Genomic DNA, 22,389 nt, shown 5'->3' on the forward strand with positions numbered 1-22,389 from the left:
GGTGGCTCCGAACTCGACACTCGGCGCTCCACGACAGATCGATCTTGAGGAGAGCGCTCTCCCGAGAGAGTGCTGTAGTGACTGACCACTGTCAACCCTTGCCGCAACCGCTTGTTCGGGCACCGGACCACATGGGCAAGCCGGGGCTACGCGTCGTGCCATCCGCCGTCCGCGCGCAGTGTCGCGCCGGTGATGTACCCCGACAGCGGGCTGGCCAGGAACGCGACGAGGTCGGCGTACTGGCGCGGCCGTCCGATGCGCCCGACGTCGTTCGGCGAGAGCGCGCTGATGGCCTTGGGCTCGATCTCCTCCCAGGTCTCGCCCCAGCCGTTCCGCCTGCCCAGGTCGAGGACGTACGCCTGCGCGGAGGGGGTGAGAATGCCGCCCGCCGCCACCGCGTTCGACGTGACACCGGAGTGCTTCAGTTCGCGGGCCAGGGAGGCGGCGAGATTGTCCCGGGCCGCGTTGGTCGCGGCGTAGTGCGGCTGGCTCGCGGCCGGGAGGCGACCGAGGACGCTGCTGATCTGGATCACCCGTCCCCAGCCGCGCGTTCGCATGTCCGGTACGAAGCGCTGGATGGTCCGCACACTGGAGACCACATTGGTGTTGTAGATGTCGGCCCACTCGACGGGCGAGGTGGCGGGCCATGCGGCCGCCGGATTGTAGACACCGAGGTTGTTGACGAGGATGTCGACCGGCGCGTCGGCGGATGCCGTCTGCACCGCGTCGGCTCCGGCATCGGTGGCCAGATCGCCGATCGCGACGGTGACATCACCGCCGTCCGCCCGAATGGCCTCGGCGACCGCCGCGGCCCGTGTTTCGTCGCGCCCGTGGACGATGACCGCCGCCCCCTCGGCCGCCAGGACCTTCGCTATCTCCGCGCCGAGTCCGCTGCTCGATCCGGTCACAAGCGCCCGCTTGCCGTTCAATTGCAGATCCACTGGATTCACTCCGCTCATGGGCCGGTCCCACGGCGAGCCCGGCCCGGCCCGGCTCACTGCCGGGCCAGGGGCGGGCGGACCGGACCGGCCGACTGGACTGTTCGGTCCACAACTACCTCGTTAAAAATGGACCAGCAAGTCCAATCCCTGCTGTCGGCGCGACTCCACCGAGGCTGTCACCAGGGGCGGGTCGTCACGTACTTGTTGCCGCCGCCGTTGGTGATGGGACGGGTCGCGCAGCCGCCCACATTCGCCGCGGTCGGCTTGTGGTGACCCCAGAGCAGAAGCCGAACAGGGACCTTGTGCGCTCCGTAGGTGTCCGAGCCGAACTTCTTGCCGAAGTACGTGACCCTGCCCACCTGGTTGTTCTTGAAGACATTGCCCTTTCCGCACACCTCCTTGTCCTGCGGCCTCCAGTCACTGAAGACGGCGTAGGAACCGGAGCGCCAGAACTTGTTGCCGTCAACCGTGTTGTTGTTGCTGCCGTTTCGTGTACGGACCGGATCGCCCGTGATGTATCCGAACCGGTTTCCACGGATCACGGTGGAGCTGGTGCGGGTGGCGAGATAGACCCCGTGGATCTCGCCGGGGCCCTCGGTGTTCTCCAGGTTGTAGAACCTGTTGCCGGTGATGGTGAGCCTGGCGGAATCCGTGACGTGAACGGCTCCGTAGCCGGGTCCACCGGGGTTGCTCTTGTTGCCCAGGTGCTGGAACAGGTTGTTCTTGATGGTCACCCTGCCCGGGCCCTTCATCCCCCGGACCCGGATACCACCGTTGGTGTAGTTCTTGATCGTCTTGCCCGAGACGGTGAAGCTGCTGTTCGGCGAGCTGATGGTCATGTAGTAGCCGGCCTTCGCCCGCGAGCCGTCCATGACGACCTCACCGGTTCCCGGCACCGCCGCGAAGGTGAAACGGCCGCCCGGCGGGTCGTAGGTCCACTTGATCTCCTTGTCGGGGTAGTACGTGCCCCCGGGCGTGAGAATGGTGGCGTCGACCGCGCGGGTGCTCCTGAGGAGCTTCTCCGCCTCCCCGAAAGTGCGCACCGCGTTGGTCCGGCGGAGCCCGTTGCCGCCCGCCGGGGCGCTGGGGTCCACGTACACCGTGACCGTCCCCGCGGTGACCGTCCCCGCGGCGGCACCTGCCGGGACTGCGGTCAGTGTGCCTCCGGCCATCAGACAGGTGAGTGCGAGTGCCACTGCTGCGGGCCTGTGCATGATCCGTTTCCTTCCCCCGTGCTCGGGGCCGTTCCCCGAGCCCGCTGCCATGGTGCTCACCCGACCTTGCGGAAACCTTGAACGGCTGCGCGCGCACCCCTTCTGACCAGCGGCGGGAGGTACGACGGGAGGGGCAGCACCGACAGCGGATCAGTTTCGGCCGGATCTAGGCCGAATCCCTTCCGATGGCATCGAGCACCCATATGACCAGGAGAAACTACAAGACGGAGTTACACGAATACTTTTAGTGCGATGAGGTAGCTGTGGCACGCAACAACGACCTGATGACGGCCTTGCTGGACACTCGGCGGGAGCTGACTGACCACATCGGCGCGGTCGGAGACCGCGTCGAGGGCGTGGAAAAGGAGCTGCGTCAGGTCGTCACCGCGGAGGTGGAGAGCCTCCGGGACGACATCCGTGAAACGCGCGCGCGCGTGAACAACGGCTCCTCGGCCACGGCAGAGGTCAACCGCCAAGTCACCGCGCTACGCCAGGATCTGCACGAGATCCGGCAGGCGGTGGCCGATCTTCACGGCCTGGTGAACGAGCTGGCCCGCCACCAGGTTTTCGATACGTCAGTGCCCTGGACCGCTCCTGCCCCCGCCCCCGAGGCCGAGACCGAGGCGCCCGCCGCGGAGCCTTCCGCGAACGGTCAGGCCGCCAACGCTCAAGCACGGGAGACCGAGGCGCCGGCCTCCGGGAGCACCGGCCGGACCGGCCTGGTTCCCGACGGTGAATCCGACGGGACCGACCAGCGCAAGCAGTCCAGCGAAGCACTCGACTCCGGCACCGAACCGAGCGAAGAAGTCAGCCACGGCGCGCTCCTGCTGGGCGCCGCGCCGATCGCCTCCATCGTGCTCGTCTGCCATCGGGACGCCTGGAACTTCGTCGCCGGACTCGCCTCGGGCCAGGAGCACTTCAATCCCACCCCGGAAATCACCGACGACGGCGACGGCCGCGTACGCATCATCCTTTCGGGCCGCTCCCTCATCGGCGTCCTCATCGCCCTGCGCGAAGCACGGGTGAAGGGCAGTGTCTTCGACGGCAGTTGGGCCATGGCCTCCGCCTTCTACCGCCGCATGGCCGAGGACCTCCGCAAAACCCGCCGCGCGGGAACGACCCCCTTGACCATCGTCTTCAACGACGGCGTCACCAACGACAACGAATCCTCCCCGGAAGCCGGTTGACGGAGAAGCGATGAGTGGGGTCTCTCCGGAAAATGCACCGGAGAGACCCCACTCACGGTAATGCGCTAAAGCCCGCGACCCTTTTCGGGCCGGAAATTCTTAGAAGAAGCTCCACTGCTGCTCGGGGCCACCGTTGTAGCTCCACTGGATGATCGGCGTTCCGTTGGCGGTGCTTCCACCGTTCGCCACGGAAATCGAATAGCCGGTCTTCCCGTTGAAGATGGAGCTACCGGCGCCGGCGAACCACACCTGCTCGGGCGCGTTCGCCAGGCACCGGTACTGGATCAGCGCGGTTCCTTCCTGGGTGCTGCCGCCGGCCGCGACCGAGAGGCACTTTCCGTTGTCGTTTCTGATGGTCCCGTCCGTGTACGGGGCCCACCGCTGCTCCGGGCCGTTGTTGCAGCTCCACTGAATGATGGCTGTTCCGTCGGCCGTGCTTCCACCGTTCGCCACGGAGAGACATTTTCCGTTGCCGTTCACGAGCCACGTCGTGATGGCCGCGGTAGAACCGGCTGACAGCGCACCCGGAAGCGGCGTGGGCTTCTTTGTCTCCGCCGCGGTTGCGCTCGTGGTTCCCGCTATACCGATGACGGCGACAGAGATTCCGGCCGCGACAACCGCGGAAATCTTCGAAAGCATTTGACTACACCCTCTCGTCGATTGCACAGAACACGAATGCGAACCATGCGAGCGTAAACAGGCGAGGTAGATGCAGAAAGCACGTTTCTGGCCAACCAGAATGGCCATAATTTTGCGAGGAATTCTTTATGAACTCCACATGAATGGCAAGTGAATCGCGCGACTCGTGCGCGACCGGGATCAGCCCTCAAGGCAACGTGTCAGAACTCGTAGGCGCCCACGTCGAAGGGGGCCGAGCGCTGCTTCCGTTCGGCGTCGAGGGTGGGGGCTTCCCTGTTTGTGCCCGCGTTGATGGCGGGGGAGCCCGGCTTGAGGTGGAGGTTGCCTGCCGGGTAGTCCGTGAAGTATGTGGAGTAGGCCGTGCCCACCGTGATGTTGTTGGAATGCTGGGTGTTGGTGGCGGCGCCGGTGTTGAAGGTGCGTGCCAGGTTGTTGCGGATGATGTCGCCGCTCGACGGCGTTCCGTCCTTCTGGTTGGTGAGCCGGATCTCGCTGTCCGTGGCCGGATAACGCGGGACCACGGTGTTGTTGACGATCCTGCTGTCGTTCATGCCGTACAGGCCCATGGCGAGACCGACCTCCACCTGGACCACGTTGTTCTCGATGGTCCAGTTGCGGTACGGGCCGTCGAAGGCGCCGATGCCCTGGATCGTGTACTTGCCGTTGTACTGGAACGGGATCTTGGCGTAGCGGGTGCCCGTGCGGCTGATGAAGACGTTTCCGCGCAGCACGACATCGGTGACCGGGGTGAAGCTGCCGTCGCCGCGGTAGCTCTGGAACATGTCCCGGTGCGGCGGGTCGGCCTCGGTGCCCGCCGGGACGACCGCGTAGCTGTTCACCGCCGAGTTGTACTCGACGAGGCAGCCGCTGATCTTGCAGCGGAAGGCGTCCTCCCAGAAGTGGTTGACGCTGTTTCCCCTGACCACCGCACCGGTCGCGCCGGCGCCGGCCTGGGACGTGCGTTCCAGCATCACACCGTTGCGGACGTTCCGGATCCGGTTGTCGAGGACCTGGTTGTTGGCGCCGATGACCAGGACCGCCGTACCACTGCGGCCGACCCAGTCGTTGTTGTACCAGGTGTCCGCCGAGGCGTCGCTCGCGGCCCGTACCTGCGAGTTCTGCAGGACGTCATAGGTGGCACCGGCGTCGAACTGCACAAGGTTGCCCGTGGTGTACGTACCGTCCGCCTCCTGGGGTGAGACGAGCACCCCGTCGACCGTCCAGCGTGTGGCCCCGGACGCGAACCTCAGCGTCTTCATCCGGGGTGTCGCACCGGGCGCCGCCTTGATGGTCCGCACACCCGACGCGACGCCGCCGGTGATGACCGGGCTTCCGTGGTTTCCGTTGCGCAGGTAAATGATGTCTCCGGCGGCGAAGGTCTTCCCCGACGCGAAGACCTCCTGCAACGTCCGCCACGGCCGGTCCGCCGTACCGGGATTGCTCGCCGAACCCACGGCGGGGTCCACGTAGTAGACCGCGGCCGCTGCCGCCGCGGGTGAGGTTCCGGTTCCGAACGCCGTACGGTCGGCCTGGAACCCGAGAACCAGTACTGCGCAGGTGAAGAGTGCGGTGCGCCTGCTCGTTCTGCTTACGGACATGGTGACGGCCACGAGGAAACCTCGGCTTCTCGGGAGGGGTGTGGGGGAACCGCGGTGACTCGCGGTGACTCGCGCTGCGCCTGGTGAGGAGTTTGGGTCAAGTCATGCCACGCGTCAACAGATTCATTGGAATGAATAGCAGTTGATGTCCTGTCAACGGCGGCTCCAGGACGGGCCGCTCCACGACGGGTAGGGTCGTAGCTCGTCACATCGGGCGGGCCGGTGTCGAGACAGACCGAAGGGGGATGCGGTGAGTTCGTCACGCGCTCCTGCCGGCACCGCCGTACGGGGACACAAGACACGCCATCTCGCGGACGAACTGCGCCGGGCCATCGCCGAACTGCGCTGGCCGGCCGGCAAGCTGCCGACCGAACAGCAGTTGGCCCGTGACCAGGGGGTGAGCCTCAACACCGTACGGCGGGCTGTCGATCTGCTGGTCCAGGAGGGCCTTGTCTACCGCCGCCAGGGATCCGGCACGTACATCTCGGCCTCCCGGACACCGGATACCGGATACGCGGTCGGCGTCGTCGTGCCCTCGTTGACGTACTACTACCCGCGCGTCATCGCCGGCATCGAACGCGAACTCTCCCGCCACGGCTCGCGGATGCTGCTGCGCTGCACCGACTGGGACCCCGGTATGGAGCACGGGGCCGTCGAGGAACTGATCCGGTCAGGCTCCGCCGGGCTGATACTGGTACCCACGCTCGGCGAGGACGGCCCGCGGCACTGGCTCGGGGACGCAGGGGAACTCGGCGTACCCGCGGTGCTCGTCGAGCGCGGAATGGATCTGCCGGCGACCTCGCACGAGTTCGTCTGTTCCCATCACGCGGCCGGGGCGCGTACGGCTGTTGAGCATCTGCTGCGGCTCGGGCACACCCGGATCGGCTACATGGAAAGGACCAGTCCGCACACGGCCCCGCAGATCCGGTCGGGCCTCGCCGTCGGACTGGAGCACGCCGGGCTGGACCCCGCTCCGGTGGTCGCGGACTCGCTGCCCCGCTGGACCGCGGAGGACGCGGACCGCTTCCTCGGCCGTCTGGTGGACGAGGGGGCGACGGCCGCGCTCTGCTTCGCGGACCGTGAGGCGTCCTTGCTGGTCGGCGCGGCGCGGCGGCGCGGACTGCGCGTTCCCGAAGAGCTTTCCGTGATCGGCTACGACAACGAAGTGGCCGACCTGTGCGAGGTGCCGCTGACCGCCGTGTCCCCGGCGAAGACGGACATCGGGCAACGGGCCGCGGACATCCTCAGAGCCCGTATCGCCGACCCGGACGCCCCCCGGCGGCAGGAAGCGTTTGTGCCGCACCTTGTCGTACGGGAGTCCACGGGCCCGGCGCCCCGGCAGCGCTGAAGAACGCCGACGCTTCCCAGCCACCCGCGCTCCGGCCCGCCCGCGCTCCCGGCCCACCCGCGCTCCGGCCCGCCCGCGGTTCAGCGGAAGCTGCCGCAAACCATGCCCGCCGCCCGTCTCCCCCCAACACCCGATCCGTTTCTCCTTGTTGTGGACAAAGTATGGACCGATACGACGCCCGTCCATACTCTGGGCGTCGTTCTCGCGCAGAAGTCCGCGTGGAGCGCGGCGGAACTCCGCCACCGCACCGCCGGTACGTGTACGAACTCCACTCCGCGGGCGCGGGCCGCCGGGCCCCCGCCCACTCGCAGCCCCCAGCAGGAGGACGAGTGCAGCCACACGCATACCAGAGCGCCCGCCACAGTCGACGCGGACCACGGACCATCATCGGTTTACTCCTCGCCGCCCTCGTCACCGGAGGTCTCGCGGCGCCCGCGGCCGGTGCGGAGACAAGAGCCCCCGCGGAGACGAAAGCCCCGGCGGAGACACCGGGCCCCCGGGACACCAGGGCCCCCGCGGAACTGCCGCCCCAGGAGCCCGGCGTCACCCTCCGCGTCTTCGACGTCCAGTCCCCGCTCAGCAAGCTCTGCGACCTGAAGCCGGCCCAGACCCCCAACGTCGACAAGCTGATCCCCACGGTCGACTGGTCCTCCACCGAGGGCTTCGGCTTCAGCGACAACTTCATGTCGCAGATCATCGGCAACGTCAGTGTCCCGGCCGACGGAACGTACGCCTTCCGTCTGATCAGCGATGACGGCTCCCGTCTCTTCATCGGCGACCAGCAGGTCATCGACCACGACGGACTGCACGGCGCCGAGCCCAAGGACGGCGAGATCACCCTCACCCCCGGCTACCACGCGCTCCACATCGACCACTTCGACCGTGGCGGCGAGCAGCAGGTGACCCTCCAGTGGAAGCCGCCGGGCGCCACCGAATTCACACTCGTCCCGAACTCCGTGCTCAGCACCGACGCCGGTGTCGTACGCGTCACCGCCCCCGGCCGCAAGGAGTGCGAGGGCAGCTACGACACCCCCGGCGACGGCCTCCCGCTGACCTCGGTCAATCCCGGCTACACCCTCACCGACCTGCGCCCCGAGGGTTTCGAGCCGCAGGTCTCCGCCATGGACTGGCTGCCGGACGGCCGGCTCGCCGTGACCACCTGGGGCGGCAGCGACAACACCGTCGGAGAGGTGTACCTCCTCGACGGTGTCACGGGTGACACCGGCCCGGAGAAGGTCACGTACAAGAAGATCACCGGCGGGCTGAAAGAGCCGATGGGCATCAAGTACGTCGACGGAAAGCTGTACGTGTCGGAGAAACACCAGCTCACCGAGTTGTCCGACACCGATGGCGACGACGTGACCGATACGACCCGCAAGGTCGCGGCCTGGCCGTTCGGAGGCAACTTCCACGAATTCGCCTTCGGACTGCTCTACAAGGACGGGGACTTCTATCTGAATCTCTCGGTCGCCATCAATCACGGTGGCGCGACGACCGATCCGCAGCCTGCGGCGAACCGCGGCACCACCGTCAAGGTGAACAAGGAGACCGGAAAGGTCAGTTACGTCGCGGGCGGCCTCCGCACCCCGAACGGGATCGGCTGGGGCCCGGAGGGCGAACTCTTCGTCACCGACAACCAGGGCGGCTGGCTGCCCGCCTCGAAGCTCGTCCAGGTGAAGCAGGACCGGTTCTTCAACCACTACACCAACCCGGACGGCCCGTTCGACGACCGTACGGTCACCAAGCCGGTGCTCTGGCTGCCGCAGAACGAGATCGCGAACTCGCCGAGCACACCGATGGTGGTCAAGCAGGGCACCTTCGCCGGTCAGTTGCTCTTCGGTGACGTCACCTACGGTGGCCTCCAGCGGGCCGATCTGGAGAAGGTGGACGGCGAGTACCAGGGCGCGGTGTTCCGCCATACGCAGGGCCTGGAGGCCGGCATCACCCGTATCAGCACGGGACCGGACGGCGCGATCTACGCCGGCGGCCTCGGCGCGGACGGGAACTGGGGCCAGGAGGGGAAGCTCCGCTTCGGTCTCCAGAAACTCGCCCCGAACGGCACGAACGTCTTCGACATCAAGACCATGCGCGCCACCCGCGACGGCTTCGAACTCACCTACACGAAGCCCCTGTCGGAGGAGACCGCCGCCGCACTGGCGAGCGGCTACTCGGTGGAGCAGTGGCGGTACGTTCCCACGCCGGCGTACGGCGGTCCCAAGGTGGACGAGGAGCGCCTGCCCGTCGCGGCCGCCCGGATTTCCGAGGACCGCCGCACGGTCCGGCTCAGCATCCCCGGGCTGAAGACCGACCGGGTCGTGCATGTGCGCTCGCCGCGCCCGTTCGCGTCGGCCGACGGCGAGCAGCTGTGGTCCACCGAGGCCTGGTACACCCTGAACGCGCGGCCGGGCCCCGAGGCGCCCGTCACGTCGTACGACGCCGAGTCCGCGCGGCTCTCCGGCGGCGCGGACATCGACACCGAGCACGCCGGCTACACGGGCGGCGGGTTCGTCGACGGCTTCGGCACCCAGGGCGCCACCGCCACCTTCGAGATCGAGGTCCCCGCCAAGGGCACGTACGACGTGAGCCTGCGTTACGCCAACGGCCCGCACCCCTTCACCGGCACCAAGACCATCGGCGCCGGTGTCAACGGCGGACAGACACGGCAGATCAGCCTCCCCTCCACCGGCGCCTGGAACCGCTGGTCCACCCGGACCGAGCGGTTCGAGCTGCGCAAGGGCCGTAACACCGTCTCGTACACCTACCGGCCCGAGGACACCGGCCATGTCAACCTCGACATGATCGAGGTACGTGCACGCGGCAGCCGTATCGATCTGTTCTCCGGCGGGAGCATCTCCTCCGCCTGGCAGCACACCGACGGCCGCAGTGTCGAATGGCCGCGCACCGCCGAGAACTCCGTCGAAGTGTGCTGCGGCGACATCCGCACCAAGCAGTCCTTCGGTGACTTCAGGCTGCACGCGGAGTTCCGGGTGCCGAAGCTGCCGCCGGACGTGACCGGCCAGGATCGCGGCAACAGCGGTGTCTATCTCCAGGAGCGGTACGAGATCCAGATCCTGGACTCGTTCGGGGTGGAGAAACTCGCCGCGAACGAGGCCGCGTCGATCTACAACAAGAAGGCCGCGGACGTGAACGCCGCCACCGCGCCCGAGACCTGGCAGACGTACGACATCGTCTTCCGCGCGGCCCGTTTCGACGCCGCGGGGAACAAGACGGAGGACGCCAGAGTCACCGTGGTGTGGAACGGCACAAAGGTCCACGACAACGTGGCTGTGGACGGTCCCACCGGTAGCGGCGACGCGGAATCGGCCGCGACGGGGGCGATCCGGCTCCAGGACCACGGCAACAAGGTCCGCTTCAGGAACCTGTGGGTCGAACCGCTGGACTGACCTGGACCGACCGCGGCGCGGTGCTGCTGCGGTACGTCGACGCTTCCCCCGGCCGGAGACGACCGGGGGAAGAGTCATCGAGCCCGGTCAGGCCATCGCCCGCGCCAGCCTGCGGTCCACCTGGGACGGCGACATGGCCTGCTCGGCCGCGAGAATCCCCGCCCCGATGACCGCGGCGTTCTCGCCCGTACGGCTCGGCTCGATCCGCAGCACACGGGTGGCCAGCGGATGCGAGCGCCGGTACACCGCCTCCCGTACCCCGGCGAGGAGCTGGTCGTGCACCGCGGCCAGCGCGCCGCCGAGCACCACCGTGTCCGGGTTGAAGAAGTTCACCAGTCCCGCCAGGACCTCGCCGACCGCCCGGCCCGCTTCACGCACCATGCGTACGGCGTCCCGGTTGCCGGAGGCCACCAGCCGCACCACATCGCTCCCCGAGGCCGCGTCCAGCCCCAGACCGGCCAGTTTCGCCGCGAGAGCCGCCCCGCCCGCCACCGCCTCCAGACAGCCGGTGTTGCCGCAGCGGCACGGCTCCGCCTGGTCCCCGACCTGGATGTGCCCGATGTCGCCGGCGCTGCCCTGGGCGCCGCGGTGGAGCCGGCCGTCCGCCACGATGCCGCAGCCGATGCCCGTACCGACCTTGATGTAGAGGAGGTAGCGGGTGTCGGGAAACGCGCGGCGCTGCTCGGCCAGCGCCATCACGTTCACATCGTTGTCGACCAGCGCCCGCACGCCGAAGCGCGAGGCGAAGAACTCCGGGATCGGATACTGGTGCCAGCCCGGCATGATCGGCGGATCGATGGGTCGGCCGGTCGAGAACTCGACAGGTCCCGGCACCCCGATCCCGATCGAACGCAGCGTCCGCGGATCCCGTTCCGTCTCCTTCAGCAGCGCCTGAAGCGTTCGCTCGACCCGGCGCAGCACCGATTCCGGACCGTCCGCGATCGACAGCGGCTCGTTGTGCGTGGCCAGCATCGTTCCCGCGATGTCCGTCAGGGCCACCGCGCAGTGCGAGGCGCCGAGGTCCACACCGGCCACCAGGTGTCCCGCGGTGCGCAGTTGGAGCCGGCGCGGCGGGCGGCCTCCGGTCGAGTCGCCGGGGGCGGGGGCCGATTCGTCGACGAGGCCGTGCGCGATCAGCGCGTCGACGCGCTGGGAGACCGTGGAGCGGGCCAGTCCGGTGATCCGCGCGATGTCCGCGCGCGTCGTCACGGCTCCGGAACTGATCAGCGCCAGCACCTCGCCGGGCGAGTGTGCGGCGGAAACACTGTGGTCCGACGGCGCAGGCATGAGAGTCACCCTAGGGACGACTTCCGCTGCTCACAAGGCATTCCCTGTTCGCCTGTCGTCCTAAGTTCCCGCCAACTCCCCGGAAAACAATGCCCCTTGGACTCTTGACAGGTCAAAGGTGAGTCACGACTCTGCACTGCAGACCGCTGACCGAGGAGCCGGCTGATGCTGACCATGCAAGGCGTGTCCAAGAGCTTCATGGGGGTACGGGTGCTCCATGACGTGACGCTCGACCTCGAACCGGGTGAAGTGCACGCTCTGGTGGGCGAGAACGGCGCCGGCAAGTCCACCCTGATGAAGATCCTCGCCGGCGAGCACATCCCCGACACCGGCACCATCACGATCGACGGCGCCGCGCACGCCTTCACGCACCCGGCGCAGGCGCGGGACGCCGGAATCGGCATCATCCACCAGGAGTTCGCGCTCCTTCCCCACCGCACGGTCGCCGAGAACGTCTTTCTCGGCCGTGAACCGGTCCGCCGCGGACTCGTGGACCGCGGGGCCATGGAGCGCCGCACCGCCGAACTCCTCGCCGAGATCGACGTCACCGGCATCACCCCACATATGCTTGTCAGGGACCTGTCAGTCGCACGCCAGCAGATCGTCGAGATCGCCAAGGCACTCGCCTCCGACGTCCGGGTCCTGGTCATGGACGAACCCACCGCGCCCCTCGCCGACCACGAGAGCGAACTCCTCGCGGCGCTCGTCCGCAGGCTCACCGCGCGCGGCCTCGGCATTCTCTACATCTCGCACCGCCTGCCGGAGGTCTTCGGCCTGTCCCGGCGCATCACCGTCCTCAAGGACGGCCGCCGCGTGACGACACTGCGTACCGCCGACACCGACGCCGACGAGGTCGTACGGAGCATGGTCGGGCGCGAGCTGACCGCCTACTACCCGCCGCGTGCCCGCCCGGAGGAGATCGGAGCGGAGCGGCTCACGGTCTCCGGCGGCGGCAACGACCGTATCCATGACATCGACCTGACCCTGCGGGCGGGAGAGGTCGTCGGCGTCGCCGGCCTCCAGGGATCCGGGCGTACGTCACTGGCGCGCGCCCTGTTCGGCGCGGCCCCGTTCACCACGGGCGCCATGACCGTCGGCGGCAGCCCGCTGCGGCCCCGCCGCCCGCGCCAGGCCATCCGCGCCGGTATCGCGCTGGTCACCGAGGACCGCAAGACGGAGGGCCTGGCGCTGCACCAGTCGGTGCGGGACAACGCGCTGCTCGTCACCCGGGCCGTCCCCCCGCGCGGCGGACCGCCGACGGGCCGGGAGATCACGGCGCTCCTCGAACGCGTGCGCCTCCAGGCGCGTGGCGAGGACCAGCAGGCGCTGTATCTCTCGGGCGGCAACCAGCAGAAGGTCGTCATCGCCAAGTGGCTCGCGGCCCGGCCGCAGGTGCTCCTGTTCGACGAGCCGACGCGCGGCGTCGACGTCGGCGCCAAGGCCGCCGTCCACACCCTCGTACGGGAACTCGCCCGTGAAGGACTCGCCGTACTGATCATCTCCTCGGAACTCCCCGAGCTGATCGGTATGAGCGACCGGATCCTTGTGATGTCCGAGGGCCGTCTCGTGGGCGGACTACCCGCGGGCGCGGACGAGGAGAGCATCATGCGGCTCGCCACCAGCGGGCGCCGGGGCGGATGGGAGGACGCCGCGTGACCGCGACCGGTCCGGGGCCGCTCGCCCCGCCCCGAGCCACCGCCCGTACGCGTACGCGCGGATTACGGCTCGGCGATCCCGTCGCCGGTGTCTGGCTGGCGGCGCTGTCCGTCACCGTCCTCGGCTGGATCGTGGTCGCGGCCCGCGGCGGGGACTTCCTCACCACCACCAATGTGGTCACAATCCTGCAGAACAGTGTCGCGCTCGGCCTCGTCGCCGTCGGCCAGTCCGCCGTCATCCTCACCGGCTCGCTGGACCTGTCGGTCGCGTATCTCATCAGCCTCGGCACACTCGTCGCCGCGGAGACCATGGCGAGCGGCGGCGTCGTGACGGCCGTGATCGCCGTCCTCGCCCTGTCGGCCGCGGTCGGGCTCGCCAACGGACTCGTCGTCACCGGCCTGAAGGTCAACGCGTTCATTGCGACACTGGGCACGGCGTTCATCCTGCGCGGCTGGATCGAGGACAACTACACCGGCCCCGCCGGCAAGGTCCCGGCCTCCTTCCAGCACCTCGGCTACGACCGTGTCGGTCCGGTCCCCGTCTCGGTGTTCCTCCTCGCGGCGGTGGCCGGCGCGGTGTGGTTCATCACCCGCCGTACCCGTCTCGGCCATCACATGTACGCGACCGGCGGTGACGAGCACGCCGCGCGGCTCTCGGGCGTCCGTACCCGCCGTACCGTCGTCGTCGCGCATGTCATCTGCTCGCTGTGCGTCGGCGCTGCCGCGCTCTTCCTCGCGGCGCGGCTCGGCGCGGGAGCGCCCTGGGCGGGTACGGAGGCCCGCTACGACCTCGAATCGATCGCCGCGGTCGTCCTCGGCGGCACCGCGCTGGCCGGGGGCCGCGGCGGAGTGGCGGGGACCCTCGGCGGTGTCCTCGTCCTCGCCGTTCTCGACAGCGTCTTCAACCAGCTCGCCGTCGACCCGTTCTTCAAGAACGTGCTCCGCGGTGTCGTCATCATCGCGGCCGTCGCCGTCTACGCCCGGCCCCGCCGTGGAGCGAAGGGAAGGCCGACCGCATGACCACGGCAACCGTCACCCGCCACGGCAAGCGCGCAGTACGGGCGCTGGGCACCGGCGCCCCCGTCTTCGTACTCCTCGCGTTGCTGCTCGCCGCGCTGGCGCTCACCGATCCCGGCTTCTACGAACCCGACCGTCTCCTCTCCTTCGTCAAACGCGCCGCGCCCCTGGTGATCCTCGCCGCCGGCCAGTATCTGGTCATCGTCTGCGGCGAGTTCGACCTCTCCGTGGGAGCGGTCGTCACTGCGGGCGTGGTGGTCGCCGCGGAGTTGTACGGCTCGTTCCCCGACGCCCCCTGGCCGCTCGTCACCGCTCTGCTGCTCGTCGCGGGCGGAGTGGCCGGACTCGTCAACGGGCTGATCACCACGGCCCTGCGTGTGCCGTCGTTCATCACCACCCTCGGCATGATGCTGATCCTCGAAGGCGCGGTCTTCTTCTGGACGGGCGGCTCCCCGCACGGCGCCCTGCCGGCCGCCTTCCGCCAGCTCGGGCGCGGCTCGGCGTTCGGCTGGCTGCCATGGGCGGTGGTCGTCTGCCTTGTCGCCGGTGGAGCCGCCGTGCTGCTGATGCGCTCGGACTTCGGCCGTACGCTCGTCGCCACCGGTGACAGCGAACGCGCCGCGGCCCTCGCCGGGGTACGGGTCGCCCGGGCCCGGATCATCGCCTTCGTCCTCTCCGGAGTCGCCGCCGCGACCGCCGCGGTCCTGGTCGGCGGCTTCTCGGGCGTCTCCGCCCAGGCGGGCAGGGGCTACGAGTTCGAGGCCATCACGGCCGTGGTCCTCGGCGGAGTCGTGCTCGGCGGCGGGCGGGGCTCCATCGTCGCCGCCATGGCCGGCGCCTTCTCGTTGCAGGCGCTGTTCACCCTGCTCAACCTCCGGGGCGTCTCCGGCGCACTGGAGTCCACCGTCCAAGGATGCATCGTCATTGCCGCCGTCGGGCTGGGAGCCGCCGACTGGTCCCGGCTGCGCCGCCGACGTACGAACCCCTCGGAAGGACAACCCTCATGACAGCGCCCCGCCCCCTGCGCGGACGTCCGCTCCGCGTGCGCGCCCTCATCCCGGCCACCGCCGCACTGCTCGCGACGGGTCTCCTCGCGTCCTGTACGAGCGACACACCACCGGACGCGCCCGCCGCCCCCGGCAGTTCCTCCGCCACGGCGGACGACGCGGGCAGCGGCGAACGGTCGGAGTTCTTCGAACAGGCCGAGTACGAGCGTCAGTTGGCCCTCATGAAGGAGGAGCCGCAGGGCCCCGCCGGCAAGCCGTGGGAACAGATGCTCCGGCCCGAGTTCACCGACACCGCGCAGTACAAGAAGGAGACCGCGGGCGGTGTCCACCTCTGCTTCTCCAATGCCGGTGTCTTCAACCCCTGGCGGCAGGTCGGCCTGAAGAACATGAGGGCGGAAGCCGGACTGCACAAGGAGATCACCGAGTTCACCGTCCTCGACGCGCAGGGCAAGGACGACAAGCAGATCTCCGACATCCAGGAACTCACCGGCAAGGGCTGCGACGCCCTGATCGTCTCCCCGAACACCACCGCCACGCTCACCCCCGCCGTCGAGCAGGCCTGCGCCGAGGTGCCGGTCATCGTCTTCGACCGCGGTGTGGAGACGGACTGCGCGGTCACGTTCATCAATCCGGTGGGCGGCTACGCGTACGGCGCGGTCGCCGCCGATTTCCTGGTCGAGAAGGTCAAGCCCGGGGGCAAGATCCTCGCCCTGCGCATCTCGCCCGGTGTGGATGTGCTGGAGACCCGCTGGTCGGCCGCGGAGGTCGCCTTCGACAAGAGTGAACTCGACGTCGTCGATGTGAAGTTCACCGACGGTGACCCGGCCAGGACCAAGTCGGTCGTCACCGACGCGCTGACCCGGCACGGCAGCATCGACGGTGTGTGGATGGACTCCGGCGCCACCGCCGTGGCCGCGGTGGAGGCGTTCGAGGACGCGGGTCAGGACGTACCGCCCATCACCGGTGAGGACCAGCAGGACTTCCTCCAGGCGTGGAAGGACAAGAACCTCACCGCGATCGCCCCGGCGTACCCGACCTTTCAATGGCGTACCCCGGTCATCGCCGCTCTGAAGATCCTCCAGGGACAGCAGGTCCCCAAGGAGTGGAAGCTCCCGCAGCCCTCCATCACCGAGGACAACCTCGACGAGTATCTCCGGCCGGGCATGCCGCCGCTGCACTACGCGATGTGCGGCTGCGCCGATCTGCCGGGGTTCCCCGAGGGGTGGGGAGGCAAGGGATGAGCCGGTTCCCGCTCGGCGCCAACCCGTGGATCTGGCACTCCCCCGTCGGGAACACCGCCCTCGCCGAGGTCCTTCCGAGGCTGGCGGGCTGGGGTTTCGACTGCGTCGAACTGCCGCTGGAGCAGGCCGCGGACTGGGATCCCGCGGCCACCACCAAGCTGCTGGACGCGACCGGGCTCGCCCCGGCGGCCGTGATCGCGGTCATGCCGCCCGACCGGAATCTCGTACGGACGGATCCCGGCACCGTACGGGCCACTCAGGACTATCTGCGGCGGTGTGTCGACGCGGCCCACGCGGTGGCGGCCCCTGTCGTCGCCGGTCCGGTGTACACGGCTGTCGGACGTACGTGGCGGATGACGGCCGAGGAACGGGCCGCCGCCTGCGAGGAGTTGAGGGAGAACCTCGCGCCCGTCGTCGGTCACGCGCGCGCCGCGGGCGTACGGATCGGGGTCGAGCCGCTCAACCGGTACGAGACCGCCCTGCTCAACACCGTCGGCCAGACCCTCACAGCGCTCGACGGCCTCGACGACTCGGTCATCGGGGTCGCCCTCGACACGTACCACCAGAACATCGAGGAGCGCGGTCTGCCCGGTGCCGTACGCGAGGCCGGCTCCCGCATCATCCATGTGCAGGTGTGTGCCAACGACCGCGGCACTCCCGGTGCCGACCATCTCGACTGGGCCGGGTTTCTCACCGCGCTGGACGGGAGCGGCTACCGGGGCGCTCTGTGCATCGAGTCGTTCACCGCGCACAACGACGCGATCGCGGTCGCCGCGTCCGTCTGGCGGCCCCTCGCCCCCACGCAGGACGGGATCGCCACCGAGGGTCTCGCCTTCCTCCGCCGGGCCCTCGCCCTCGACACCCCCTGATCGGTACCCGCTTGATCAGTACCGCACCCGCACACCGAACCCCCTCCAGAGAGGACCGGTCATGAGCCGTCATGCTCGCGGCATACGAAGGGCGGTCGTCGCCTCGGCGAGCGCGTTACTGCTCGGGCTCGCCGCGATTCCCGCCGGCGCCGCCACCGCCGGCAGTGCCGAACCCGCCTTCCGTGCGCTGCTCTTCACCCGCGCCGTGGGATACGTCCACGGTTCCATCCCCGCGGGCATCAAGATGTTCGAGGAAGAGGCTGCCGAGAACAACTTCGAGATCGTCCAGACCGCCGACCCGGCCGTCTTCGACGACGAGAAGCTGAAGGACTTTGACGCCGTCGTCATGCTGCAGAACTCCGGCATGGTGTGGGACACCGACGCACAGCGCGACGCGATGGAGAACTACGTACGCAGTGGCAAGGGCGTCGTAGCCATTCACAACACACTCGACATGGGCGTCGAGGAACAGTTCCCGTGGTGGGACGAGACCATCAACGGCGGCGTACACATGCCGGCCCACTCGCCCGGCGTACTCCAGGGAACGGCCAAGGTCGCCGACCGTGTCCACCCCTCCACCAAGGGCCTGCCCGAGCGCTGGGAACGCCCGGAGGAGTGGTACAACTTCGACCGCAATCCCCGCGGCGACGTGCATGTCCTGGTCACCGCGGACGAGACGACTTACGACCCGGGCGGCTCCGCGATGGGCGCCGACCATCCCATCTCCTGGTGCCGCAACACCCAGGGCGGCAAGGTCTGGGCCACCGCGATGGGGCACGACACCCCGGCGTACAGCGAAGCCTTCTTCCGGGACCATGTCATCGGCGGACTGAAGTGGGCCGCGGGCAACGAGGCGGGCGACTGCGGCGGCACCGTCTGGAGCGGCTACGAGAAGGTCACCCTCGACGACAACACCGCCGACCCGATGGAGCTGGACGTCGCCGAGGACGGCCGTGTCTTCTACATCCAGCGCAGCGGCGAAGTGAAGATCTTCGACCCCGAGGCCCACTCCACCGTCACCGCGGGCACGCTCGACGTGTACACCGGCGGCGAGGACGGCCTGATCGGCATGGAACTCGACCCGGACTTCGCCAGGAACGGCTGGATCTACCTGTACCACTCCCCCGCCGGGGCCACCCAGGACGTCAACCGTCTCTCCCGCTTCACCATCAAGGGCAACACACTCGATCCGGCGAGCGAGAAGAAACTCCTTGACGTCCCGGCGTACCGCGACCGCACCTTCCCCGAACCCGGACACACCGGCGGCGCCGTCGAGTTCGGCCCGGACGGCAGCCTCTATCTCGGTGTCGGCGACGACGTACCGCCCAACCTCGACCCCGACTGGCAGGGGTACGCGCCGATCGACTGGCGCCCGGGCAAGGAGATGCTCGACGCCGCACGTACCGCGGGCAACACCAATGACCTGCGCGGCAAGATCCTGCGCATCAAGCCCACCCGGAGCGGCGGCTACACCATCCCCAAGGGCAACCTCTTCAAGCCGGGCACCAAGAAGACCCGCCCGGAGATCTACGCGATGGGCTTCCGCAATCCGTTCCGCTTCACCGTCGACCCGAAGACCGGATACGTCCATGTGTCCGACTACGGCCCCGACCGCGGAGCCCCCGCCACCGACAGAGGGCCCGAGGGCCTCGTCGAGTACAACGTCATCAAGAAGCCGGGCAACTTCGGCTGGCCGTTCTGCCACGGCAACAACCAGGCGTACGCCCCGTACAACCCGGACACCGGGGCAGTCGGCGCCAAGTTCGACTGCGCGAACCCGACGAACCCCTCGCCCAACAACACCGGGCTCACCGACCTGCCGGACCTGACGCAGCCGGAGCTGTGGTACGGCTACGGCGTCTCCGAGGAGTTCCCCGAGATGGGCTCGGGCGGCTCAGCCCCGATGAGCGGCCCGGTCTACCACTACGACCCCGCGAACCCGTCCACGACGAAGTTCCCCGCCTACTTCGAGGGAGCGAGCTTCTTCTACGAGTGGTCGCGCAACTACGTCAAGGAGATCCGGTTCGACGCCGACGAGAAGCTCCTCAAGATCAACGACTTCCTGTCCTCGGTGACGTTCAACAAGCCGATGGACATGACCTTCGGCCCGGACGGTTCGCTGTACGTCCTCGAATGGGGCAGCTCGTTCGGCGGCGGCAACAACGACTCGGGCCTGTACCGCGTCGACTACGCCCAGGGGCAGCGCATCCCGGTCGCCAAGGCCACGGCCTCCGCCACGAACGGGCCGCTGCCGCTCGAAGTCGCCTTCTCCAGCGAGGGCAGCACGGACCCCGACGGCGACGCGCTGACCTACGCATGGGACTTTGACGGCGACGGTACGTACGACTCGGCCGAGGCGGCCCCCACCCACACGTACACCACCGCGGGGGACTTCACCGCGCAGCTCAAGGTCACCGACTCCACCGGCAGGTCGGGTTACGCCAACATCCCGGTCACCGCGGGCAACACTGCGCCGAAGGTGACCATCGACTTCCCGGTCAGCGGCAAACTCATCACGTTCGGGGACCTGATCCCCTACAAGGTCACGGTCACCGATCCGGAGGACGGACCGGTCGACTGCTCCCAGGTCACCGTCAACCCGGCCCTGGGCCATGACGACCACGAGCACCCGACCACCGACATCCCGGGCTGCGAAGGCACCGTCGACACCGGTGACCTGGGCGGCCACCCCGAGGGCGCGGATCTCACGTACGTACTCAACGCCAAGTACACGGACAAGGGAGCCCCGGGAACCTCCGCCCTCACCGGCTACGGCCGCGCCGTCCTGCAGCCCCGTCACAAGCAGGCCGAGTACTACGACGCGCAGTCCGGCACCCGTGTGGTCGCACAGTCCGGCGCCGAGAACGGGCAGCGCATCGGCGACATCAGCAACGGCGACTGGATCGCCTTTGACCCGATGAGCGTCGAGGGCATCGACGAGGTCAGCTACACACTGTCGTCCCCGTACGGCGTCGGCGCCATCGAACTCCGCGCGGACGCCCCCGACGGCCAACTCCTCGCCACCACCCCGGTCCCCAACACAGGCGGGTGGGACACCTACCGGCCCACTCCGCCGACCCCGGTCCAGCCCTTGGCGGGCACCCACAAGCTGTATCTGGTCTTCACGTCCCCGCAGAACAATTCATTCGACGTGGACGCGATCGAGTTCAGCAGCCCCTGACCCGGAACAGCACTAGGGAGGTACGGAAGTACGGAGGTAAGGAAATGCGCTGCGCGCCCGGTTGGTGTACCGGGCGCGCGGCGCAGCGTCCGACGGATGGCATCGCGCGCCTACAGGCCGAGCGAGCCGTTACGGCCCCGGCCCGGACCTCCGCTCTCCCTAGAACCCCACTGGATCGTATGTTCCCCCGTGAAACCTGAAGGGGGTCATCGCGGTCGCGAACTCCTCGCGATAGTGACCCCCGTAGCCGGATACCGCGACGTACGGCGCGATCAGGTCGAGCAGCCCGGTGAGATGAAGCATGTGGTCATCGACCCAGTAGGTCCGTGTGAACAGTTCCCACGCATAGACCTCCCCGATAGCCGAAAAATCCTGCACCTCGCGCCGCAGGGAGACGAAGTCCCCACCGGGAAGACGGCTGTTCGGATTCTGCACGAGCAGCGGGTAAGGATGCTCCTCGAAGTCGAGATCCTCAGGATCCTCGGTCTCGGTACCCAGATGCCAGCGCAGCGCCGCAAGGACGGGATCAGGGGTGTCGTCGCGGAGGAGGCACGAGAGGACTACCTCGTAATGGTCACTCATGGGGCACATTGTGGAGGGAACCCGCCGGCCCGATGAAAGCGACGGTTACGGGCGGGGAAGGTTCGGGAGCAGGCCCGGGCCGTCGGCGATACCGATCGCCTTGTGGCGGGAGGGTTCCGGGCCCGCCGCCGGTGTCGTCGTTTCGGGGCCGCTGCTCGTGGCCGTCTCCCGTGGGGCGCTCTGGCCGCTGCTCCCGCTGCTGCTCCGGCCCGGCTGCTCGGCCACGTCCTGATCGAGGCCCTGCCCCGTCGTTCCGTCATTCCCCAGGAGCGCGGTGACACCGGCCCCCGCCAGACCCGCGGCCAGGACCGCCACGCCCGTGAGCCAGACGCGCCTGTGCTTGACGGGCGGCCGCGGGGGGCCGGGCGTGGCCGTGTGGCGACCGATATCAGCGGCAACGGTGAGTGGGAGCCAGCTCTCGGGGCGGCGCAACTCGGCACGCGGCGAAGCCTGCCGGCACATGTTGATGACGTCGGCGGGCACGGGGCGGGCTTCGGCTCTTCGTGGACGATGCGGTAGAGCACGGCGTGCGAGATGCCTTCGCCGAAGGCCGGCAGACCAGTGGCGGCATGGACGGCGGCAGGCCTGCCGACGATGGCGCCGCTACGGGTCAGCGAGGTGGCGTCGGCGGCACGGGCCATACCGAAGTCGATGACACGCGGCGCGTCGGCGGCCAGCAGGACATTGGACGGCTTGAGATCGCGGTGAACAATGCCGACACCGTGGATGGCCCGCAGCGCCTCGGCGACCCCGGCAGCGACCGGCGCCACAGCCGGAACCGGCAGCGGCCCGTGGCGGCTGACCGCGGCATGCAGGAAGGGCCCCGCCACATGGGCGGTGGCAAGCCAGGGGCGCTCCCCCTCCGTATCGCTGTCGATGACCGGCGCGATGTACAGGCCCTGCACCTGCTGCCGCGGCCCGTACCTCCTGTGCGAGCCGACGGCGGAACTCCGGATCCCCGGCCAGTTCCGGGCGGATCACCTTGATGACCACAGGCCGCCCACCGGGTGTGCAGGACAGGTACACCGTGCCCATGCCGCCTTCACCCAGCCGGACAATGATCCGGTACCCCGCGCCGGTGGCCGGATCACCGCCAACCAGCGGCCGGAACACCGGGCCGACCCCCTGAAGACTCATCAAGCCCCCCGTCTCGCCATCCGCATACCCATGCTCCGTGGGTGAATGCGAGCGAAGGCCGCCCACGCCGTGTGCACGACCT

The 22,389-nt window shown here is 68.8% G+C and carries 16 protein-coding genes and 1 pseudogene; 9 read left to right on the forward strand and 8 right to left on the reverse strand.

The features are described 5' to 3' along the window. Positions 1–146: 146 nt before the first annotated feature. A complete protein-coding gene (locus ACFU9P_RS23180) occupies positions 147–959 on the reverse strand; it encodes an SDR family NAD(P)-dependent oxidoreductase (RefSeq protein ID WP_384083871.1) in 813 nt (270 codons plus the stop codon). Positions 960–1,117: 158 nt separating this feature from the next. After that, a complete protein-coding gene (locus ACFU9P_RS23185; protein ID WP_384083874.1) occupies positions 1,118–2,155 on the reverse strand; it encodes a right-handed parallel beta-helix repeat-containing protein in 1,038 nt (345 codons plus the stop codon). A 263-nt stretch (positions 2,156–2,418) separates the two neighbouring features. Here ACFU9P_RS23185 and ACFU9P_RS23190 point away from each other — a divergent pair, with 263 nt between their 5' ends. Further along, complete coding sequence (locus tag ACFU9P_RS23190) at positions 2,419–3,342, forward strand: hypothetical protein (protein ID WP_384083877.1); 924 nt, start codon at positions 2,419–2,421, stop codon at positions 3,340–3,342. Between the two features lie 99 nt (positions 3,343–3,441). Here ACFU9P_RS23190 and ACFU9P_RS23195 read toward each other — a convergent pair whose 3' ends face one another. Together ACFU9P_RS23195 and ACFU9P_RS23200 are read right to left on the reverse strand one after the other, a co-directional pair. Further along, positions 3,442–4,089, reverse strand: coding sequence for an RICIN domain-containing protein (locus tag ACFU9P_RS23195; protein WP_384083880.1), 648 nt, complete (start codon positions 4,087–4,089; stop codon positions 3,442–3,444). A 92-nt stretch (positions 4,090–4,181) separates the two neighbouring features. Beyond that, positions 4,182–5,579, reverse strand: coding sequence for a choice-of-anchor Q domain-containing protein (locus ACFU9P_RS23200; RefSeq protein ID WP_384083882.1), 1,398 nt, complete (start codon positions 5,577–5,579; stop codon positions 4,182–4,184). 250 nt (positions 5,580–5,829) lie between these two features. Here ACFU9P_RS23200 and ACFU9P_RS23205 point away from each other — a divergent pair, with 250 nt between their 5' ends. Together ACFU9P_RS23205 and ACFU9P_RS23210 are read left to right on the forward strand one after the other, a co-directional pair. Beyond that, complete coding sequence (locus tag ACFU9P_RS23205; RefSeq protein WP_376380486.1) at positions 5,830–6,927, forward strand: GntR family transcriptional regulator; 1,098 nt, start codon at positions 5,830–5,832, stop codon at positions 6,925–6,927. A 329-nt stretch (positions 6,928–7,256) separates the two neighbouring features. Further along, positions 7,257–10,331: a family 16 glycoside hydrolase gene (locus ACFU9P_RS23210; protein ID WP_384083886.1), complete on the forward strand. Its 3,075-nt coding sequence runs from the start codon at positions 7,257–7,259 to the stop codon at positions 10,329–10,331. 87 nt (positions 10,332–10,418) lie between these two features. Here the strand turns inward: ACFU9P_RS23210 and ACFU9P_RS23215 are convergent, their stop codons facing one another. Further along, the gene (locus tag ACFU9P_RS23215) at positions 10,419–11,618 is read right to left on the reverse strand and encodes an ROK family protein (protein WP_376380479.1); all 1,200 of its coding nucleotides are present in this window, start codon (positions 11,616–11,618) and stop codon (positions 10,419–10,421) included. A gap of 165 nt (positions 11,619–11,783) precedes the next feature. Between ACFU9P_RS23215 and ACFU9P_RS23220 the strand changes: the two genes are divergently transcribed. The 6 genes from ACFU9P_RS23220 (at position 11,784) to ACFU9P_RS23245 (ending at position 20,588) form a co-directional block, all read left to right on the forward strand. Then, the gene (locus ACFU9P_RS23220) at positions 11,784–13,274 is read left to right on the forward strand and encodes a sugar ABC transporter ATP-binding protein (RefSeq protein WP_384083889.1); all 1,491 of its coding nucleotides are present in this window, start codon (positions 11,784–11,786) and stop codon (positions 13,272–13,274) included. Beyond that, entirely contained in the window at positions 13,256–14,293 is a 1,038-nt protein-coding gene (locus ACFU9P_RS23225; RefSeq protein ID WP_384083892.1) for an ABC transporter permease, read from the forward strand. Before ACFU9P_RS23220 ends, ACFU9P_RS23225 begins: the two co-directional genes overlap by 19 nt. Next, the gene (locus tag ACFU9P_RS23230; protein ID WP_384083895.1) at positions 14,290–15,297 is read left to right on the forward strand and encodes an ABC transporter permease; all 1,008 of its coding nucleotides are present in this window, start codon (positions 14,290–14,292) and stop codon (positions 15,295–15,297) included. Before ACFU9P_RS23225 ends, ACFU9P_RS23230 begins: the two co-directional genes overlap by 4 nt. After that, on the forward strand, positions 15,294–16,538 hold the full coding sequence (locus ACFU9P_RS23235; protein ID WP_384083898.1) for an ABC transporter substrate-binding protein: 1,245 nt from the start codon (positions 15,294–15,296) through the stop codon (positions 16,536–16,538). The genes ACFU9P_RS23230 and ACFU9P_RS23235 overlap by 4 nt, the downstream gene beginning before the upstream one ends. Beyond that, positions 16,535–17,407 (forward strand): sugar phosphate isomerase/epimerase family protein, encoded by an 873-nt coding sequence (locus ACFU9P_RS23240; protein WP_384083901.1) that lies wholly within the window; start codon positions 16,535–16,537, stop codon positions 17,405–17,407. Before ACFU9P_RS23235 ends, ACFU9P_RS23240 begins: the two co-directional genes overlap by 4 nt. Positions 17,408–17,468: 61 nt before the next feature. Then, on the forward strand, positions 17,469–20,588 hold the full coding sequence (locus ACFU9P_RS23245) for a ThuA domain-containing protein (RefSeq protein ID WP_384083903.1): 3,120 nt from the start codon (positions 17,469–17,471) through the stop codon (positions 20,586–20,588). A gap of 159 nt (positions 20,589–20,747) precedes the next feature. On the opposite strand, the gene ACFU9P_RS23250 is transcribed toward ACFU9P_RS23245, so the two are convergent. From ACFU9P_RS23250 to ACFU9P_RS23260, 3 genes and pseudogenes are all read right to left on the reverse strand, one after another. Further along, entirely contained in the window at positions 20,748–21,170 is a 423-nt protein-coding gene (locus tag ACFU9P_RS23250; RefSeq protein WP_384083906.1) for a hypothetical protein, read from the reverse strand. Between the two features lie 45 nt (positions 21,171–21,215). Then, positions 21,216–21,485 (reverse strand): hypothetical protein, encoded by a 270-nt coding sequence (locus ACFU9P_RS23255; RefSeq protein WP_384084263.1) that lies wholly within the window; start codon positions 21,483–21,485, stop codon positions 21,216–21,218. Positions 21,486–21,515: 30 nt separating this feature from the next. Next, positions 21,516–22,307: pseudogene (locus tag ACFU9P_RS23260) on the reverse strand (serine/threonine-protein kinase); the annotation flags it as partial. Positions 22,308–22,389: the final 82 nt, after the last annotated feature.

The organism is Streptomyces sp. NPDC057617 (assembly GCF_042800555.1).
In the GTDB taxonomy this organism is placed as follows: Bacteria; Actinomycetota; Actinomycetes; order Streptomycetales; family Streptomycetaceae; genus Streptomyces.

Bases quoted from the DNA above. Each gene is read 5' to 3' on its own strand.
- ACFU9P_RS23180 (WP_384083871.1), bottom strand. From the start codon at position 959: ATGAGCGGAGTGAATCCAGTGGATCTGCAATTGAACGGCAAGCGGGCG.
- ACFU9P_RS23185 (WP_384083874.1), bottom strand. From the start codon at position 2,155: ATGCACAGGCCCGCAGCAGTGGCACTCGCACTCACCTGTCTGATGGCC.
- ACFU9P_RS23195 (WP_384083880.1), bottom strand. From the start codon at position 4,089: ATGGCCATTCTGGTTGGCCAGAAACGTGCTTTCTGCATCTACCTCGCC.
- ACFU9P_RS23200 (WP_384083882.1), bottom strand. From the start codon at position 5,579: ATGTCCGTAAGCAGAACGAGCAGGCGCACCGCACTCTTCACCTGCGCA.
- ACFU9P_RS23215 (WP_376380479.1), bottom strand. From the start codon at position 11,618: ATGCCTGCGCCGTCGGACCACAGTGTTTCCGCCGCACACTCGCCCGGC.
- ACFU9P_RS23220 (WP_384083889.1), top strand. From the start codon at position 11,784: ATGCTGACCATGCAAGGCGTGTCCAAGAGCTTCATGGGGGTACGGGTG.
- ACFU9P_RS23225 (WP_384083892.1), top strand. From the start codon at position 13,256: ATGGGAGGACGCCGCGTGACCGCGACCGGTCCGGGGCCGCTCGCCCCG.
- ACFU9P_RS23230 (WP_384083895.1), top strand. From the start codon at position 14,290: ATGACCACGGCAACCGTCACCCGCCACGGCAAGCGCGCAGTACGGGCG.
- ACFU9P_RS23235 (WP_384083898.1), top strand. From the start codon at position 15,294: ATGACAGCGCCCCGCCCCCTGCGCGGACGTCCGCTCCGCGTGCGCGCC.
- ACFU9P_RS23240 (WP_384083901.1), top strand. From the start codon at position 16,535: ATGAGCCGGTTCCCGCTCGGCGCCAACCCGTGGATCTGGCACTCCCCC.
- ACFU9P_RS23245 (WP_384083903.1), top strand. From the start codon at position 17,469: ATGAGCCGTCATGCTCGCGGCATACGAAGGGCGGTCGTCGCCTCGGCG.
- ACFU9P_RS23250 (WP_384083906.1), bottom strand. From the start codon at position 21,170: ATGAGTGACCATTACGAGGTAGTCCTCTCGTGCCTCCTCCGCGACGAC.